The organism is Acutalibacter muris (genome assembly GCF_002201475.1).
Lineage (GTDB): Bacteria > Bacillota > Clostridia > Oscillospirales > Acutalibacteraceae > Acutalibacter > Acutalibacter muris.
Genome location: NZ_CP021422.1, coordinates 1,304,752 through 1,320,179, shown reverse-complemented (window position 1 = coordinate 1,320,179; position 15,428 = coordinate 1,304,752). Strand labels below are relative to the sequence as shown.

The following is a 15,428-nucleotide window of genomic DNA, read 5'->3' as shown; positions in this document are numbered from 1 at the left end:
AAATTATGGTTAGAATACAGAAGGTATACGGCTGTGAGATACTTGATTCCCGGGGCAACCCAACGGTAAGCGCCACAGTACAGCTTACCGACGGCACAATGGGCACCGCCGCCGCCCCCTCCGGGGCCTCCACCGGCAAGTTCGAGGCGGTGGAGCTTCGGGACGGGGACGACAGGCGTTATCAGGGCAAGGGGGTATTAAAGGCCGTCAGGAACGTTAACGAGATAATCTCCCCGGCTCTTGAAAAGCTCCACTGCCTGACCGTGCGGGATGTGGACTCCCTTCTCCAAAAACTGGACGGCACACCCAACAAGTCCCATCTTGGGGCCAACGCCACCTTGGCCGTATCCCTGGCCTGCGCCAGGGCTATCGCCGCCCACTATCGTATGCCCCTCTACCGCTTCTTGGGGGGCGCGGCGGCATATAAGCTGCCGGTGCCCATGATGAATATTTTAAACGGCGGGGCCCACGCGGGCAATAATATCGATATCCAGGAGTTCATGATAGTGCCCACCGGGGCGGAGAACTTTAAAGAGGGCCTGCGCTGGTGCAGCGAGATATACCATACCCTGGGCGCGCAGTTAAAGGCACGGGGCCTCTCCACCGGCGTTGGGGACGAGGGGGGCTTTGCCCCGGACCTTGGGAGCGACGAGGAGGCCATCGAGGTCGTCTTGGACGCCGTGGAAAAGGCCGGCTACTCCGGGCGGGTGCATATCGCTCTGGACGCGGCGGGGAGCGAATGGGCTGTTGACGGCGGCTATCGCCTGCCCAAGCGTGGCAAGAACATGGACCCGGAGGATCTTATCGAGTATTGGACGAACCTTGTGAGCAAATACCCCATCATCTCCATCGAGGACCCTCTGGGGGAGGAGGACTTCCCCGCCTGGACACAGCTTACCGAGCGCATCGGCAGCCGGGTGCAGCTGGTGGGGGACGACCTGTTTGTGACGAATATTGACAGGCTCCAGCAGGGCATAGACGCAGGCGCGGGCAACGCAATACTGATAAAGCCCAACCAGATAGGCACCCTTACAGAGACCCTGCTGGCCATAGACCTGGCCCGCAGGAGCGGGTATAACACCATCATCTCCCACCGCTCCGGGGAGACAGAGGACACCTTTATCGCGGACCTTGCCGTAGCGGTGAACGCCGGACAGATAAAGACCGGAGCCCCCTGCCGGACAGAGCGGGTGGCGAAGTATAACCGCCTGCTGCGCATAGAGGAGTGCTGACGAAGTCAGGTATGGGGGTCAAGCCGACTTTGCAAGCGAAGTCGCAGAGTTTTGCAAAGCAAAACTCTTGGGAACTGTGTTCCCCTTGCAGGGTGTGGGGCGGCGCCCCACGGCCTTGCCGAAGGCCATAAAATAATCAAAGAAAACACCCGCTTCTGCAAAGAAGCGGGTAAATACTTACTGGCAATTATTACTGCGCTGCTCCCAGAGCCACAGCTTTCCTGTTCAGCTCCAGCATGGACGCTTTACGAGGCGGTATGCACTTTGTAATGGCCTCCTCCAAAACCTCCTCAGAGCAGAAGCTCAGCTCATGAAAGAGCTTTCCCACAAGTATCATGTTGGAGAGCCCCTTGAGCCCACTCTCCTCGGCCATGCGTGACGAGGGCACCCGATATACGGTAATATCAGTGCGGGTTATCTCCTTATCGATAAGGGAGCTGTCAAGTATCACCGTGCCGCCGGGCTCAACAGCGTCAATAAACCGCTCCAAAGAGGGCAGGTTCATGGCGATAAGGTAGTTCGGCGCGGTGATGAGGGGCGAGCCGATGGGCTGGTCGGAGATGCAGACACTGCAATTAGCCGTACCGCCGCGCATCTCCGGGCCGTAGGAGGGCAGCCAAGAGATCTCCTTGCCCTTTATGAGCCCGGCGTAGGCGGCAACCTTGCCCGCAAAGAGCACGCCCTGGCCGCCGAAGCCCGCGAATACCATGTTCAGGTCCTTCACTCTGACGCGCCCCCCTTCTTCACACCGGCATCTATGTCCTTATAGACCCCCAGGGGGTAGTAGGGTATCATGTTCTCCCGGAGCCACTGGAGGGATTCCACCGGGGTCAAACCCCAGTTTGTGGGGCAGGTGGAGAGCACCTCGACAATGGAGTAGCCCTTGCCGTCCAGCTGGTTCTGAAAGGCCTTCTTTATAGCCCTCCTGGCTATGTTCACGTTCTTCACGCAGTCCACCGTCACTCGCTGGGCAAAGGCCACGCCGTCCAAGGTGGACAGCAGCTCGCAGACCTTCACCGGGTAGCCGGCGGTGTCCGTGTCCCTGCCGTAGGGGGTGGTCTGGGTTATCTGCCCCGGCAGGGACGTGGGGGCCATCTGACCGCCGGTCATACCGTAGATGGCATTGTTTATGAAGATGACGGTGATGTTCTCGCCCCGGGTTGCCGCGTGGACGGTCTCCGCCGTGCCGATGGCGGCAAGGTCCCCGTCGCCCTGATATGTAAATATCACGTTCTGGGGCTTCGCCCGCTTGAGCCCGGTAGCCACCGCCTGAGCCCTGCCGTGGGGGGCCTGGACCATGTCGCAGGCGAAATAGTCGTAGCACATCACCGAGCAGCCCACCGAGGCCACCCCCACCGTGCGCCCCTCGACCCCCAGCTCGTCGATGGCCTGGGCCACCAGTCGGTGCACAATGCCGTGGGTGCAGCCCGGACAGTAGTGCAGGGGGGCGCTGGTGAGCGCCTTTGGCTTTTGAAATACTGTTGCCATATATCAATACCTTCTTTCCTTATATTCCTTACAAGAGCTTTTCGGCCTGGGCCAGCACCTCTGCGGGTGTTGGGAGGATGCCGCCCGTGCGCCCGAAGAAGTGGACCGGCACCTTGCAGTCGATGGCCAGCTTCACATCGTCCACCATCTGGCCCATGCTCATCTCCACGGTCAGGAAAGCTTTGGCGTGGTCCGCCGCTTTTCTCAGGGCGTCCACCGGGAAGGGCCAGAGGGTCACGGGCCGCAGCAGGCCCACCTTCTCCCCCTTCTCCCGGGCCTTGTTCACGGCGCTGCGGGCCACTCTTGAAGACGCGCCATAGGCCACGATTATCACCTCCGCGTCGTCGCAGAGGTACTCCTCCGCCCGCTGCTCCTGGGCCTTTACCTGCTCGTAGCGCTTATAGCGTTCAACTACCAGCTCCTCCAGCTTGTCGGGGGTCAGGTACAGAGAATTTATCACGTTGTGCTCGCGCTTATCCTGATGTCCGCTTGCCGCCCAGGGCTTGTCTGCCTGGGCGCTCTCCCCCTCCTCGGGGAGCTCCACCGGCTCCATCATCTGGCCCAGCATACCGTCGGCCAGGATCATGGCGGGCATACGCCAGCGGTCCGCCGCGTCAAAGGCGTCTGACACCAAGTCCACCATCTCCTGCACCGTGGACGGCGCGAAGACCAGTATCTGGAAATCCCCGTGGCCGGTGGCCTTGGTGGCCTGCCAGTAGTCGGCCTGAGAGGGCTGTATGCCCCCAAGGCCCGGGCCGCCCCGCTGGACGTTGATTATCAGGGCCGGTAAATCAGACCCGGCCATGTAGGAGATGCCCTCGGACTTCAGGCTTATGCCCGGGGAGGACGAGGACGTCATGGCCCGCACCCCCGCCGCCGAGGCCCCCAGCACCATGTTCACCGCCGCAAGCTCCGACTCGGCCTGGAGATATGTACCCCCTATCTTGGGCATACGCTTCGACATATAGGCGGCAAGTTCCGTCTGGGGAGTAATGGGATAGCCGAAGAAATGGCGGCAGCCCGCCCGGAGGGCGGCCTCCCCCAGGGCCTCGTTGCCTTTCATTAACACTTTCATCTGGCTCTGACCTCTTTTCTCTATTATTTTTCAATTATTTTTCCACAGTTATGGCCGTGTCCGGGCACATGGCCGCGCAGGCCGCGCAGCCCACGCACTTTTCGGGCTCCATAAGCCTTGCGGGGTGGTAGCCCTTGGGGTTCAGCCTCCCGGTATCCAGGGAGATGATCTTTTGCGGGCAGGCGTTGGCGCAGAGCCCGCAGCCCTTGCAGACGCTCTCGTCCACGATTATCCTTGGCATGATGTTACCTCCTTAATATATAAATCTTGCTTATTCCCACGCGAATTTTACCAGCCGCCTGACAGTCCTGAAACCCTCCGGCGGTTCCTCACCGTTCAGCGCGAAGTCCGGCACGGTGGAGTATAAAAGGGGCAGGCCGGTAAGCTCCGCCGTTCTTTTTGCAAAGTCCAGCGCGTCCAGTACATGCTCCATTTTCGTCTCCACTCCCAGGTGGGAGTTGTTGACTATCCCGGAGGCCCGAAGCCGCGCGGCCCCCTCTATCTCGGAAAGCAGCGCCGCGCACTCCTCCGGGGTCTGTGACAGCGCCCTATAGCGGTTTATCACGTATATCAGCTCGTACCCCGCCTTTATCAGTCCGGGGCTCAGCCCCCCCAGGGCCGTGGCTCCCGCGTCGTCGCCGCCAGCGTCGATAAAGATCCTCCCGGCCTCCGGGGTGAAAACAGACTGTACCTCCGGCGGCAGCGTCGGCGTGTCCAGGGTGGTCCCGGCGAAGACCGGCGCTATCAGGCGCACGCCCTTATTCTTTAATATGGCGGCATAGTCTGAGGAGCGGAAGTAGGGGTTCACTATGTCCAGGTCCACAAGGGTTACTGTAGTACCCTGGGTTACAGTAGTACCCTGAGTGGCTGGCCCGTCTCCGGCAGCCTCCAGGGCAAGGTTTAGGGCAAGGTTGGTTTTACCACAGCCGTAGTGGCCGCAGATAACGGTGATGGGCATAATGCGCCTCCTTTCGCGATTTTGTGCGGTTCTGTGATAGTATAGCACATATCGGGGAAAAATTCAACTGCTGCGGCCTTTACCATTGCGCCTTGACATATGGTCCGGGGGAGGTTATGATTTATATATTAATATTATATAAAAAAGGAGATACAGTTATGCTTGACAATAAGGGCTTCGACCTGTGGGCCGACGGCTATGATAAGGCCGTGGGGCTCTCGGACGAGGAGAAAAGCTATCCCTTCGCGGGCTATAAGGAGGTTCTCGGAAGGATATACCAGCTTGTAATGGTTAAGGGCCGGGCCAAGGTACTTGATATAGGCTTCGGCACAGGCACCCTTACGGCGAAGCTGTACGAGGGCGGCTGCGAGATATGGGGGCAGGATTTCTCGGAGAGGATGATAGAGCTGGCAAAGGCCAAGATGCCCGGCGCCCGCCTGTTCCAGGGGGACTTCTCCCGGGGACTTGCCGGACCGATACTTTCGGAGCGCTATGACTTTATCATCGCAACGTACTCTCTGCACCACCTGACGGACAGCGAAAAGATAAGCTTTATAAACACCCTGACTGGGCTTTTAAAGGAGGGCGGCGCCATACTTATCGGCGACGTGGCCTTCGAGAGCAGGCAGGAGCTGGAGCAGTGCCGCCAGCAGGTGGGCGAGGGCTGGGACGAGGACGAGATATACTTTGTGTACGAGGAAACACTCGAGGCCTTCCCGGCAATGGAGTTTGAGAAGTTCTCCTATTGTGCCGGTCTGCTATCTTTGCAGGGATAAGCTTTGTGATTTTTGGCGGACATATTCAAAAACCGTTCATAAAAAACACACAATTCTTTTATATGGTCTTGATACGTTTTTCATAATTCTGCTGTATACTAAGACCATCGAAAGGAAAGAAGGTGATAAGAAAAGAGAGACGATAAAAGCCTAACATACTTTGTCTAATATCATCGTATACTTATTTTATGCAAGTTTACTGTCCCTTCTACCGGGCGAGACCGGCAATAGCCGGAGCGCGGGCCCAAGAGTTTGCTCATTGGCATTCGCGAACTCTGCGGGATTGCCACCGCTGTGCCCGGTAGTTGCGGCAGACCAAAAATTCTCGCTTCTGCCTTCCTTGTGCATAAGAGCACATGGAATACAGAAGCGTTTTTAATTTCCATCATAAATCCTTCTCCCTGTGGCAAATTAAACTCGGGGCCGAAAGCCGGATTTTTTCGTTAAACCCTTTCAGTCTTGCCTCGGAGGGCAGGTGAAGCATTTGGAAAAACAAGAAAAACAGAAAACTCTTATAAGCAGGTCACAAAGGCGGTCCTTCTGCGGGGCTCTTCACACCTTTGCCATGAGCGTTGGCATAACCGCAGTATGTATGCTCATGACAATAGGGGTGCTGGGCCTGGAGGAGCCTGCCGCTGAAGCCGCCGTACAGGAGGCCGCAGCCTTTAATACCGCCAGCCAGACTCCGTCAGAGCCCGCGCCCCCTGCCGCAAACGGCCAGGTGATACCCATGGGCAAAGCCTTTGGCATAAAGCTCTTTACCGATGGGGTTATTGTTGCCTCGCTCTCGGATATTTATACCACCGGCGGCATATGCTGCCCCGCCGCCGAGGCGGGACTGCGGCCGGGGGACTATCTTGTCCAAGCAGACGGCATGGAGATCCAGAGCAACGCGGCTCTTGCTGCCTATATCGGCCGCAGTCAGGGTGAGGGCGTGACCTTCCTGGTGCGCCGGGGAGATGAGGAGTTCGAGGCCACGGTCACCCCGGTGTTCGGCGAGGGAGCCTTTAGGACCGGCATGTGGGTGCGCGACAGCGCGGCAGGCGTGGGGACGCTGACCTTTTACGACCCCGGAACCGGTATGTTCGCCGGCCTGGGCCACGGCATCTGCGACTCAGACGCAGGCAGCGTAATGTCCCTTAAAACAGGCGAGCCCGCGGCCATTACCCTGTGCGGCATCGTCAAGGGTATCCCCGAGGAGCCCGGCCAGCTGCGCGGATATTTCTCCTCAGACGATTCCATGGGCGAGCTGCTGGCAAACAACGAGACCGGCGTTTACGGGAAATTGGCAGAAGTCCCGGAGGGCACGCCTATTGACGTGATGGCCCGAGAAGAGGTAAAGGCCGGACCGATAGAAATAATTGCCAGCATCGACGAATCAGGCCCCCATGCCTATGCGGCGGAGATACAGAAGGTGAGCAATACCGACCAGCCTACCAAGAATCTGGTCATTAAGGTGACGGACCAGAGACTGCTGGAATCCACCGGGGGGATTGTGCAGGGCATGAGCGGCGCTCCCCTCCTTCAAGATGGCAGGCTATGCGGAGCTGTAACTCATGTGTTTATGGACGACCCCACAAGGGGGTATGGAATTTTTGCCGAGACCATGGTGGAACAGTGCCGGAATATAGAAGAAGCGAACAAATCAGAGAAGGACTGACCCAGATAGCGATAATGAGCAAGCGGAAGGAATTGCACTACGTTGTCCGCTTGCTCATTTCCTATATAGGCTTCTACAGAAAGCCGCCCAGCTTCGGCGGATATCCCGAAGGTGGGCGGCTGATATTAAGTACGCGGTTTTTATACCTCCTCTACCTTGTGTATCCCATAGAGCTTGCGTAAAAAGAAGCCCCAAAAACCTTTCCGTTTTTCAACAATTACGACCTTCATCCTGCTGCCTCCCATTCAAATACGTAGTAACGAGAGTCCAAGGGCCACCAAAATCACCGCCGAAAGAAACAGCGCAAAGCCCACGGGACAAAAGCAGGCAATGGACATACCCAGGCCAAAGCTGACGATACAAAGGTTCCTGCAATTTCGATCCTTTATACAGGTACAGTTGAATTTCCGCTTTGACATGGCAATACCCTCCCGCCGTTTTTCAGTGGGCCCGGTCAAGCCGCGCTCACTTAACTCGTTATTCCAGTATACACAGCAGAAGAAAATATGTTACTGCCCCACCACTACCAGCGCGCAGCCGCTATGTACCCGGACCTCTGCCGGGTCACCGGTCACCTGGTTGCTTACCCCCATTGGAAGGCCGCCGCAGGAGAGCTGGCCGCGGTTTAAGGGGTATTTCAGCCCCGAATAGCTCACTATGCAGTTTGAGCCATTATATGGGAACACTGAGACTATGGCCCCGGCCATGCCTGTCATCTTCAGCCTTTCCTCCTGTAGGAGGAATATTTTTGTGTGGTCGCCGGCCATTATCCCATGCCCCCCGTGCTCCCGGATATACTGTAAGACCTCCAGGTTGGCCAGAGAATGGTCAAAGCGCTTTCCACCAAGGCAGCCCAGCAGCAAGAAGCTGTGCAGCCCCAGGTTAAAACCCTTCATAACCGCGAACATGGTGTCGGTCACATCCTTGTCTACCGGCAGGCTGACGCACTTTATTTCCTTTGGCGGCGGCTCCTTGGCAGAGTCAAAGTCCCCCACCACCAGATCCGGCTTTATCCCGGCCTTCATGGCTGTCTCATAGCCGGCGTCTGCGCATATAACATAGTAGTGCCTTGGGTCAAACTCCTTGAAGACCTTGCGGCCGTCCAAGGGCGAGGCCCCAATAATCATACATGCTTGCTTTTCTGCTCCCATTTCTTTACACCCTTTATCTCTTGATACATTGCCCCATAGTTTTCTATGCGCGATCCGGCGATTTTTCCCTCGTTCGCCGCCTTGAGGACCGCGCACCCCTTTTCGCAGGTATGCGAGCAGGAGGTGAACCGGCAGTCCTTTGAGAACCTTTCGATTTCCCGAAAACCCCTCACAAGCTGCTCCTTATCGGTAAGCCTGTAGCGTTCCAGGTCAAAGGTCGAGAAGCCCGGCGTGTCCGCGGCATAGCCGCCCCCCGGCAGAGGATAGAGCTCCACATGCCGGGTGGTGTGCCGGCCCCGGCCCAGCTTGCGGCTTATCTCGCCGGTCTCAAGCCCCAGCCCCGGAAACAGGGCGTTCAGCAGGGTGGACTTCCCCACGCCGGAGTTCCCAAGGAAGGCAGAGACCCTCCCTGCGGACAGCTCCCGCACCTGCTCTATACCCTCTCCCCTCTGGGCGCATACCTTGCAGCATTTTATCCCCGCCAGCCGGTATATCTCCAAAAGGGGCCCCGGGTCGTCCAAGTCCGTTTTGGTGAACACCACCACCGGCTCGATATGGTTTATCTCCGCCACCGCCAGGGTCTTATCCACCAGCGCAAGATTTACCGCCGGGCCCCTGAGAGACGCCACCACGAACAAGCGGTCCAAATTGGCCACCGGCGGGCGGACCAGGTGATTTTTGCGAGGCAGCACCTCTGAAAGCGCCCAGGAGCCGTCCGTCTCCCTCTGCACCCTCACCCGGTCCCCGGCACAGGGGGAAACCCCCTCCTTGCGGAAGCGTCCCCTGGCCCTGCATATGACTGGCTCCTGCGCTGTGTTCACTGTATAGAACCCGCCCACGCACTTTATTACAAGTCCCTCAAGCTCCATATTTTCCATCAGTTTTCAAAGTTATTGCTTATTCCGCCGCCGCCGGTACCCAGACCCTCGCCGCCGCTGTTGTCGCCGCCGCTGGTGTCGGGCTCGTCACCGCCGCCGCTGCTTGGCGGTGTAAACTCAAAGGTCTGGGTTATAGTGGCCTCCTTGGCGTCGTAGTCGAAGGTCAGGTACATATAGTCCTTGCCCTCCAGCTGCACCACTACGGACTCCTGGCCGGAGGTGCCGGTATAGGTCAGATTATAGGTGCCGCTGTAGGCGGGGTTGACGGTGCGCTCATCCACCAGGGTGCCGTTCTTATACACCTTAAGGTTCAGGTCCATATTCACCCCCGAAGGCAGGGAGATATCTTTGCTTACGGTCTTTGTAGAGCCCTTGCCGGAGCTTATCACTATATCCACCGCGGCCCCCTCTGAGACCTCGGAACCCGGGGCGGGGTTGGTGCTTACCACCGTATCGGCGGGCTGGGTGCTGGTGTCGTCGGTTATGACGTTCCCCACCACTAGCTTCCTCTCTTTAAGCACCGACTCCACGTCGTATCGGGTCTTGCCCACAAGGTCGTCGGGTATCTTTACCTTCTTTGTGGCGGGGCCCTTGCTTATTTTAAGGGTCACCGTGGTGCCCACGTCCACCATGGTCTTTTCCTGGGGGTCAGAGGATACTACATAGCCGACTTTAATCTCGTCGTGGGCGACCTCCTCACACTTGACCTTTAGCTCAAGTTCCTTCAAGAGTGCCGTGGCGTCGGCCCGGGAGTAACCCTTCATGTCGGGCACCTCCACCTGCTCCACCTTGCCGTTGACCAGCAGCGTGACTTCAGAGCCCTTCTTCACCATGATCTTCTGGTTGGGGTTCTGCTGCATGACCTCGCCGGGCTGCAGGTCCGGGTTATTGCCCTCTGTGCGCTTGAACTTGAAGTTATCGCTGTATTCGGGGTTGTTGAGGATATCGTCGTAGATCATCCCCACAAAGTTCGGCATCTCTATCTGCTCCTCCTCTTTTGGCTCGAAAAGGGCGTCGCTGTTGTTCCAGAGCCATACGGCCCCCACCGCCAAAAGCACGATAATGGCCGCCGCGATAACGCCCTTCACGGCCATGGCCCCCCGGGCCCCCCGCTGGGAGCGCACGTATTCCTCCTCATACTCGTAGCTGTCGTTATAGCTGGGCTTGAACCGGGCGGAGTCGTAGGAATCTATATTCCGGGAGGAGTCGTAGTCCGCCCTTCCGGCCTGAAGGTCATAGTGGAACACTATCCCGGGGTTGCGGCGGAAACGGTCGATATCGTCCAGCATCTCCCCTGCGGACTGGAAGCGGTCCACTGGGCTCTTTTCCATGGCCCGCATGGTGATCTGCTCAAGACCTCTTGGCAGGCTGGGATTCAGCTCTCTGGGCATGACCGGCTTTGCCTGCAGCTGCATAAGGGCCACGGACACGGCGTTATCCGCCACGAAGGGCAGGCGGCCCGTGGTCATCTCGTACAGCATCACGCCCACGGAATAGATATCGGCCTTGTCGGTGATATAGTCGCCCCTGGCCTGCTCCGGCGCGATATAGTGCACGGAGCCGATGGCCTTGTCGGTCATGGTCTGGGTCTCGCTTTGGGAGAACCGGGCGATGCCGAAATCCGTCACCTTGATGGAGCCGTCCTGTAAGAGCATCACATTCTGGGGCTTGATGTCCCGGTGGATTATCCCCTTTTCGTGGGCGTGCTCCAGGGCCATTAGTATCTGGGTGGTAAAATGCAGGGCCTCGTCCAGGCGGATAACGCCCTCCTGATCGATATACTGCTTAAGGGTTATTCCGTCGATATACTCCATGACGATATATTGCAGCCTGTCACCAAAGCTCACGTCGTACACATCCACAATGTTGGGATGGGACAGGACGGTTATGGCCTTGGCCTCGTTGCGGAACCGCCTTAGGAATTCGCTGTTGTTTGAAAATTCGTCCTTGAGTATCTTGATGGCCACCCAGCGGTCCTCTACCCTGTCGTAGGCCCTGTAGACGCAGGCCATGCCGCCCACGCCCACCAGATTGTGTATCTCATACTTTCCATCCAAACGCTTGCCAATATACTTATCCATAAACGCTTATCCCCAACTTTCTATCATATATTGTTTACCACGGCAATGGTGATATTGTCCGAGCCGCCGCATTTTAAGGCAAATTTAATGAGTTCCTTCGCCAGGGCGCCGCCGTCGCCGCTGTGCCTGTTGATATACTCCTCCAAAAGGTCCTCGTCCATATAATTTGTCAGCCCGTCCGTACAGGCCAGGGCGATATCCCCGGCGGCGAAATCCCAAACGGCATAGTCCACCTTCACGCCCTCGTGCACACCCAGCACACGGGTGATGATATTTCTGCGCGGGTGGGTACGGGCCTCCTCCTTGGTTATCTGGCCGAAGTTCACCAGGTCCTGTACATAAGAATGGTCCATCGTCAGCTGCCTTATGCCGCCGCTGTTCTTTAAATATGCCCGGCTGTCCCCCACATGGGCCACGTGCAGCCGGCCGGCCACCGCCAGCATAACCACCGCCGTGGTGCCCATGCCCTGGAGCTCTCTGGCCTTCAGGGCCCTCTCATATATCGCCCCATTTGCACGGTATATGGCGTTGATAATCATGCTTTTGATGTTGCCCGGGCTCATATTCTCCCTATAGCCGCTCCTCAAAAGCTCCTCAATGCTCTCCACGGCGATGGCGCTGGCCACGTTTCCTCCGTTTGCCCCGCCCATACCGTCGCAGACCACGGTCCAAGCCCCTCCTCCCGGGAATAACCCGCATTTGCAGGCGTCCTGGTTCGAGCTGCGCACCGCGCCGGTATCCGTAGCGAAATCAACCCTCATATCCGTTCCCTCCTTTATGTTTTCTGCGAAGCTGCCCGCAGGAAGCTTCGATGTCCGATCCAAGTGTCCTCCGTACCGTAGCCGTACAGCCGCCCTGCTCAAGGATACTTATAAACCGTTTCTGACTTAGAAGGCCGCTTTTCTTATAACCCGCGCCCGTAACGTCGTTTACCGGGATAAGGTTCACGTGTGCGGGCATACCCCGGAGCCTTGCTGCAAGCTCCCCGGCGCACCGGGCGCTGTCGTTTACCCCGCTTATCATGGCGTACTCAAAGGATATGCGCCGCCCGGTCCTTTGGGCGTAATACCGGCAGGCCTTAAGAAGCTGCTCAATATTCCAGCGCCTGTTCACCGGCATGGTGCGGTTCCTTATTTCATCGTTCGGCGCATGAAGGGAGACGGACAGGGTAAGCTGCAATTTTTCCTTCGCCAAATCATAGATGCGGTCCACCAGACCGCAGGTGGAGAGGGAGATATGCCTCATGCCGATATTCATGCCCTCTGGGCTTGACACAAGCTTCAAAAAGCGCAGCACATTCTCATAGTTATCAAGGGGCTCTCCCATGCCCATGAGCACCACGTTCGATATTCGGATATTCCCGTCAAGCTGGGCCGCCTGTATCTGGCTGAGCATCTCAGAGGGGAGCAGATCCCGGGAAAAGCCGCTTTTGCCTGTGGCGCAGAAGCTGCAATTCATTTTACACCCAACCTGGGTGGAAATGCAGAGGGAGTATCCGTGGTGATAACTCATGAGCACCGATTCTATCAGTTCTCCGTCGTTCATCTGAAAGAGATATTTTACCGTGCCATCCTTCGACACCCTTTTCCGCACCGCCCGGGCACAGGCGATTTCATACGCCTCTGCAAGCCGCAGGCGCAAATCCTTCGGTATATCCGTCATTTCCTCAAAACACGACGCGCCCTTATGCAGCCAGCTGAACACCTGTCCCGCCCGGAATTTTGGAAACCCTGCGGACCCAAGCTCTGCTTGCAGCTCTTCGAGTGTCATAGATTTGATGTCCCTTTTCTCCAAGCTTTTGCACCTATCCTGTCTTTTTTCGGAAACCCGCCACAAAAAACCCGTCCGAGGCCTCCGCGAAGGGCATCATGGTTAGCATATTTTCCGGCTCCTCTATAACCCGCCGGAGGCCAATATCTATTGTCATCGGCTCAAAGCCGTTATTTTCCTGTAAAAACCTCTTTGCCACAGCGGAATTCTCCGCCGGGTTAAGGGTACAAGTGGAGTACAGCAGCAGGCCGCCGGGCCTTACGTACCGTGAAGCGTTCTGTAGTATATTATATTGCAGCTTTGGCAAATCTTGCAATGATTCTAAATTCTTATATCGTATCTCGGGCTTTCTCTTGATGACCCCAAAGCCGGAGCAGGGCACGTCGCACAGCACCTTGTCGGCTTGAATTACTCCTTCAAGCACATCTGTAGCGTCGCCAACCCGGGCGTATATATTGTCAAGGCCCAGCCTGGCGGCCCCTTCTTTAATAAGGCCCACCCTTTTTTCATGCAGGTCAAAGGCGTATATCCTGCCTTCAGTACCCACCTCCTGGGCAAGGGTAAAGGCTTTTCCACCGGGGGCAGCACAGCAGTCGCAAATCGTCTCGCCCGGTCTTGGGTCCAGGGCCCGGCACACCAACTGGGCCGAGAGGTCCTGTACATGGAACATACCCTTTTTGAACTGCTCAAGGCCTTGGGGCGCGCCGCAGTTTTCCAGAACCGCCGCATACTGCGGGTGCTGTAACGAGCACATTTTTACGCCGCTCTCCTTTAAGGAGGCTTCAAGCTCCTCCGCAGTGCACCGCGCTCTGTTGACGCGAATAAACAGCTCTGGCTTTTCCGATAGGCTGTCCAGTATCTGAACTGTAGCCCGCCTCCCATAGCCCTCCGTCCAAAGCTTAATTAAATCCTCCGGGACAGAAAACCTGACGCTGAGCGCTTTCAGGCTGTCGCCGCCCGGCAGCTCTATCTGCCCCTTCTTTCTTACGAGCCCCCGAAGGACACCATTCACAAATCCGGCCAGCTGAGCTCTGCCAGCCGACTTTACTGCCTGGACCGTCTCATTTACTGCGGCTGAGTCGGGGACCCGGTCCATATACAGTATCTGGTATGCCCCGCAGCGTATTGCCTCAAGGGCCATGGGGTCCGGCTTTCTCCCGGGGCTGCTAAGACACCGGACAATATAGTAGTCCAGAGTCAGCCGCTTCTCCAAAACCCCATAGAAAATAGCCGCAGCCAACGCTTTATCCCTTCTGTTCAGGCCTATGTCCTCCAGAGAATGATCCAAAACGATATTTGAATATCCAAAGCCCTGTTCGACCTGTATAAGCGCCTGTAAGGCGACGGCCCTGGCAGTTTGATGTGGTTTTGGCATTTTGTACTATAGTCCTTTCCGTGTCCTTCTGCAAATTAATGTGGCCCTCCGGCGGCCCTATTCAAACCTTGCGCCCTCTTTAAGGGGGTGCCCTAAAAGATAGTCTTTGCCGCTCATGCGCTTTCCTGTGTCCGCCTGCAGCTCTGTTATCCGAAGCATTCCCCGGCCGCAGGCCGCTGCCAGCTCTCCGTCAAGATTATATGCCGTACCGGGTACACCCTCGCCCTCTATGACCTGAGAGGCCAGCAGCTTCACGCGCTTTCCGTCTAAATCAGCCGCCGCGCAGGGCCAGGGGTTCAGCCCCCTTATCCTGTCATGTATACGCTGTGCCGGCTCGCTCCAGTCGAGGGCAGACATCTCTTTTTTCAGCAGGGGAGCCAATGTCGCCTGTGTCCCGTCCTGGGGTATCGCCTTTAATTCGCCCTGCTCCAGCTTATCAAGGGTCTCGGTAAGCAGCTTTGCACCCAAGAGCTTCAGCCGGTCGAACAGTTCCCCTGACGTCTCCTCCGGGCCCACCTCCGTCTCCGATTTTAAGAGCATATCCCCGGTGTCCATACCCTCTGCCATAAACATAGTGGTGACCCCTGCGGTCTTCTCCCCATTGATGACCGCCCACTGTATGGGGGCCGCGCCCCGGTACTTGGGCAACAGCGAACCGTGCACGTTTATGCACCCAAGCCTTGGCACAGAGAGCACCTTCGGCGGCAGCAGCTTACCGTATGCCACCACAATTATTGCGTCGGGTTCAAGCTCCGCTATGGACTCCTGTACGGCTTCGTCCCGCAGAGTATCCGGCTGGAGCACCGGCAGGCTGTGCCGCAGCGCCAGCTCCTTTACCGGCGGCGGCTGTAACTTATGCCCTCGCCCCTTGGGCTTGTCGGGCTGAGTAAACACCGCGCATATGTCGTCCCCCCGGTCCAAAAGGGCCTGTAGGGAGGGTACGGCAAAGTCCGGCGTACCCATAAAAATAACCCGCATCGCTCT

At 57.4% G+C, this 15,428-nt stretch carries 17 protein-coding genes; 4 read left to right on the top strand and 13 right to left on the bottom strand.

The genetic code is table 11. The features are described 5' to 3' along the window. Positions 1-5 precede the first annotated feature (5 nt). Positions 6-1,232 (top strand): phosphopyruvate hydratase, encoded by a 1,227-nt coding sequence (eno, locus tag ADH66_RS06695; protein WP_066534108.1) that lies wholly within the window; start codon positions 6-8, stop codon positions 1,230-1,232. A 190-nt stretch (positions 1,233-1,422) separates the two neighbouring features. Here the strand turns inward: eno and ADH66_RS06690 are convergent, their stop codons facing one another. The 5 genes from ADH66_RS06690 to ADH66_RS06670 are packed head-to-tail and all read right to left on the bottom strand — an operon-like array spanning position 1,423 to position 4,753. Further along, positions 1,423-1,941, bottom strand: coding sequence for a 2-oxoacid:acceptor oxidoreductase family protein (locus ADH66_RS06690; RefSeq protein WP_066541590.1), 519 nt, complete (start codon positions 1,939-1,941; stop codon positions 1,423-1,425). A gap of 11 nt (positions 1,942-1,952) precedes the next feature. Beyond that, on the bottom strand, positions 1,953-2,720 hold the full coding sequence (locus tag ADH66_RS06685) for a thiamine pyrophosphate-dependent enzyme (protein ID WP_066534110.1): 768 nt from the start codon (positions 2,718-2,720) through the stop codon (positions 1,953-1,955). Positions 2,721-2,748: 28 nt separating this feature from the next. Further along, positions 2,749-3,795 carry a 3-methyl-2-oxobutanoate dehydrogenase subunit VorB gene (locus ADH66_RS06680; protein WP_066534112.1) on the bottom strand — a complete coding sequence of 349 codons (1,047 nt, stop codon included), beginning with the start codon at positions 3,793-3,795 and terminating at the stop codon, positions 2,749-2,751. A gap of 34 nt (positions 3,796-3,829) precedes the next feature. Beyond that, on the bottom strand, positions 3,830-4,036 hold the full coding sequence (locus ADH66_RS06675) for a 4Fe-4S binding protein (RefSeq protein WP_066534114.1): 207 nt from the start codon (positions 4,034-4,036) through the stop codon (positions 3,830-3,832). Between the two features lie 30 nt (positions 4,037-4,066). Beyond that, entirely contained in the window at positions 4,067-4,753 is a 687-nt protein-coding gene (locus tag ADH66_RS06670; protein ID WP_066534116.1) for a hypothetical protein, read from the bottom strand. A gap of 158 nt (positions 4,754-4,911) precedes the next feature. On the opposite strand from ADH66_RS06670, the gene ADH66_RS06665 reads away from it, so the two are divergent. From ADH66_RS06665 to ADH66_RS20590, 3 genes are all read left to right on the top strand, one after another. Further along, positions 4,912-5,529, top strand: coding sequence for a class I SAM-dependent methyltransferase (locus ADH66_RS06665; protein ID WP_066534118.1), 618 nt, complete (start codon positions 4,912-4,914; stop codon positions 5,527-5,529). A gap of 484 nt (positions 5,530-6,013) precedes the next feature. Then, on the top strand, positions 6,014-7,189 hold the full coding sequence (spoIVB, locus tag ADH66_RS06660; RefSeq protein ID WP_088364385.1) for a SpoIVB peptidase: 1,176 nt from the start codon (positions 6,014-6,016) through the stop codon (positions 7,187-7,189). Positions 7,190-7,203: 14 nt separating this feature from the next. Further along, entirely contained in the window at positions 7,204-7,371 is a 168-nt protein-coding gene (locus ADH66_RS20590) for a hypothetical protein (protein WP_207653045.1), read from the top strand. A 63-nt stretch (positions 7,372-7,434) separates the two neighbouring features. On the opposite strand, the gene ADH66_RS19945 is transcribed toward ADH66_RS20590, so the two are convergent. The 8 genes from ADH66_RS19945 to fmt all read right to left on the bottom strand — a co-directional run bounded on the left by ADH66_RS19945 (position 7,435) and on the right by fmt (position 15,422). Next, positions 7,435-7,608, bottom strand: coding sequence for a hypothetical protein (locus ADH66_RS19945; RefSeq protein ID WP_157130570.1), 174 nt, complete (start codon positions 7,606-7,608; stop codon positions 7,435-7,437). Positions 7,609-7,698: 90 nt separating this feature from the next. Beyond that, positions 7,699-8,316: a thiamine diphosphokinase gene (locus ADH66_RS06655; protein ID WP_207653044.1), complete on the bottom strand. Its 618-nt coding sequence runs from the start codon at positions 8,314-8,316 to the stop codon at positions 7,699-7,701. Next, positions 8,313-9,218: a ribosome small subunit-dependent GTPase A gene (rsgA, locus tag ADH66_RS06650; RefSeq protein ID WP_236757206.1), complete on the bottom strand. Its 906-nt coding sequence runs from the start codon at positions 9,216-9,218 to the stop codon at positions 8,313-8,315. The genes ADH66_RS06655 and rsgA overlap by 4 nt, the downstream gene beginning before the upstream one ends. Further along, entirely contained in the window at positions 9,218-11,299 is a 2,082-nt protein-coding gene (pknB, locus tag ADH66_RS06645; RefSeq protein WP_066534122.1) for a Stk1 family PASTA domain-containing Ser/Thr kinase, read from the bottom strand. The genes rsgA and pknB overlap by 1 nt, the downstream gene beginning before the upstream one ends. Before the next feature lie 23 nt (positions 11,300-11,322). Next, a complete protein-coding gene (locus tag ADH66_RS06640) occupies positions 11,323-12,060 on the bottom strand; it encodes a Stp1/IreP family PP2C-type Ser/Thr phosphatase (RefSeq protein WP_066534124.1) in 738 nt (245 codons plus the stop codon). Further along, on the bottom strand, positions 12,050-13,069 hold the full coding sequence (rlmN, locus tag ADH66_RS06635; RefSeq protein ID WP_066541594.1) for a 23S rRNA (adenine(2503)-C(2))-methyltransferase RlmN: 1,020 nt from the start codon (positions 13,067-13,069) through the stop codon (positions 12,050-12,052). The genes ADH66_RS06640 and rlmN overlap by 11 nt, the downstream gene beginning before the upstream one ends. Before the next feature lie 34 nt (positions 13,070-13,103). Continuing rightward, positions 13,104-14,444: a 16S rRNA (cytosine(967)-C(5))-methyltransferase RsmB gene (gene rsmB / locus ADH66_RS06630; protein WP_066534125.1), complete on the bottom strand. Its 1,341-nt coding sequence runs from the start codon at positions 14,442-14,444 to the stop codon at positions 13,104-13,106. A gap of 57 nt (positions 14,445-14,501) precedes the next feature. Beyond that, entirely contained in the window at positions 14,502-15,422 is a 921-nt protein-coding gene (fmt, locus tag ADH66_RS06625) for a methionyl-tRNA formyltransferase (RefSeq protein WP_066534126.1), read from the bottom strand. Between the last annotated feature and the right edge of the window lie 6 nt (positions 15,423-15,428).

Coding starts and splice junctions, on each gene's coding strand:
- eno (WP_066534108.1), top strand. CDS start 6: ATGGTTAGAATACAGAAGGTATACGGCTGTGAGATACTTGATTCCCGG.
- ADH66_RS06690 (WP_066541590.1), bottom strand. CDS start 1,941: ATGGTATTCGCGGGCTTCGGCGGCCAGGGCGTGCTCTTTGCGGGCAAG.
- ADH66_RS06685 (WP_066534110.1), bottom strand. CDS start 2,720: ATGGCAACAGTATTTCAAAAGCCAAAGGCGCTCACCAGCGCCCCCCTG.
- ADH66_RS06680 (WP_066534112.1), bottom strand. CDS start 3,795: ATGAAAGTGTTAATGAAAGGCAACGAGGCCCTGGGGGAGGCCGCCCTC.
- ADH66_RS06675 (WP_066534114.1), bottom strand. CDS start 4,036: ATGCCAAGGATAATCGTGGACGAGAGCGTCTGCAAGGGCTGCGGGCTC.
- ADH66_RS06670 (WP_066534116.1), bottom strand. CDS start 4,753: ATGCCCATCACCGTTATCTGCGGCCACTACGGCTGTGGTAAAACCAAC.
- ADH66_RS06665 (WP_066534118.1), top strand. CDS start 4,912: ATGCTTGACAATAAGGGCTTCGACCTGTGGGCCGACGGCTATGATAAG.
- ADH66_RS20590 (WP_207653045.1), top strand. CDS start 7,204: ATGAGCAAGCGGAAGGAATTGCACTACGTTGTCCGCTTGCTCATTTCC.
- ADH66_RS19945 (WP_157130570.1), bottom strand. CDS start 7,608: ATGTCAAAGCGGAAATTCAACTGTACCTGTATAAAGGATCGAAATTGC.
- ADH66_RS06655 (WP_207653044.1), bottom strand. CDS start 8,316: ATGATTATTGGGGCCTCGCCCTTGGACGGCCGCAAGGTCTTCAAGGAG.
- rsgA (WP_236757206.1), bottom strand. CDS start 9,218: ATGGAAAATATGGAGCTTGAGGGACTTGTAATAAAGTGCGTGGGCGGG.
- pknB (WP_066534122.1), bottom strand. CDS start 11,299: ATGGATAAGTATATTGGCAAGCGTTTGGATGGAAAGTATGAGATACAC.
- ADH66_RS06640 (WP_066534124.1), bottom strand. CDS start 12,060: ATGAGGGTTGATTTCGCTACGGATACCGGCGCGGTGCGCAGCTCGAAC.
- rlmN (WP_066541594.1), bottom strand. CDS start 13,069: ATGACACTCGAAGAGCTGCAAGCAGAGCTTGGGTCCGCAGGGTTTCCA.
- rsmB (WP_066534125.1), bottom strand. CDS start 14,444: ATGCCAAAACCACATCAAACTGCCAGGGCCGTCGCCTTACAGGCGCTT.
- fmt (WP_066534126.1), bottom strand. CDS start 15,422: ATGCGGGTTATTTTTATGGGTACGCCGGACTTTGCCGTACCCTCCCTA.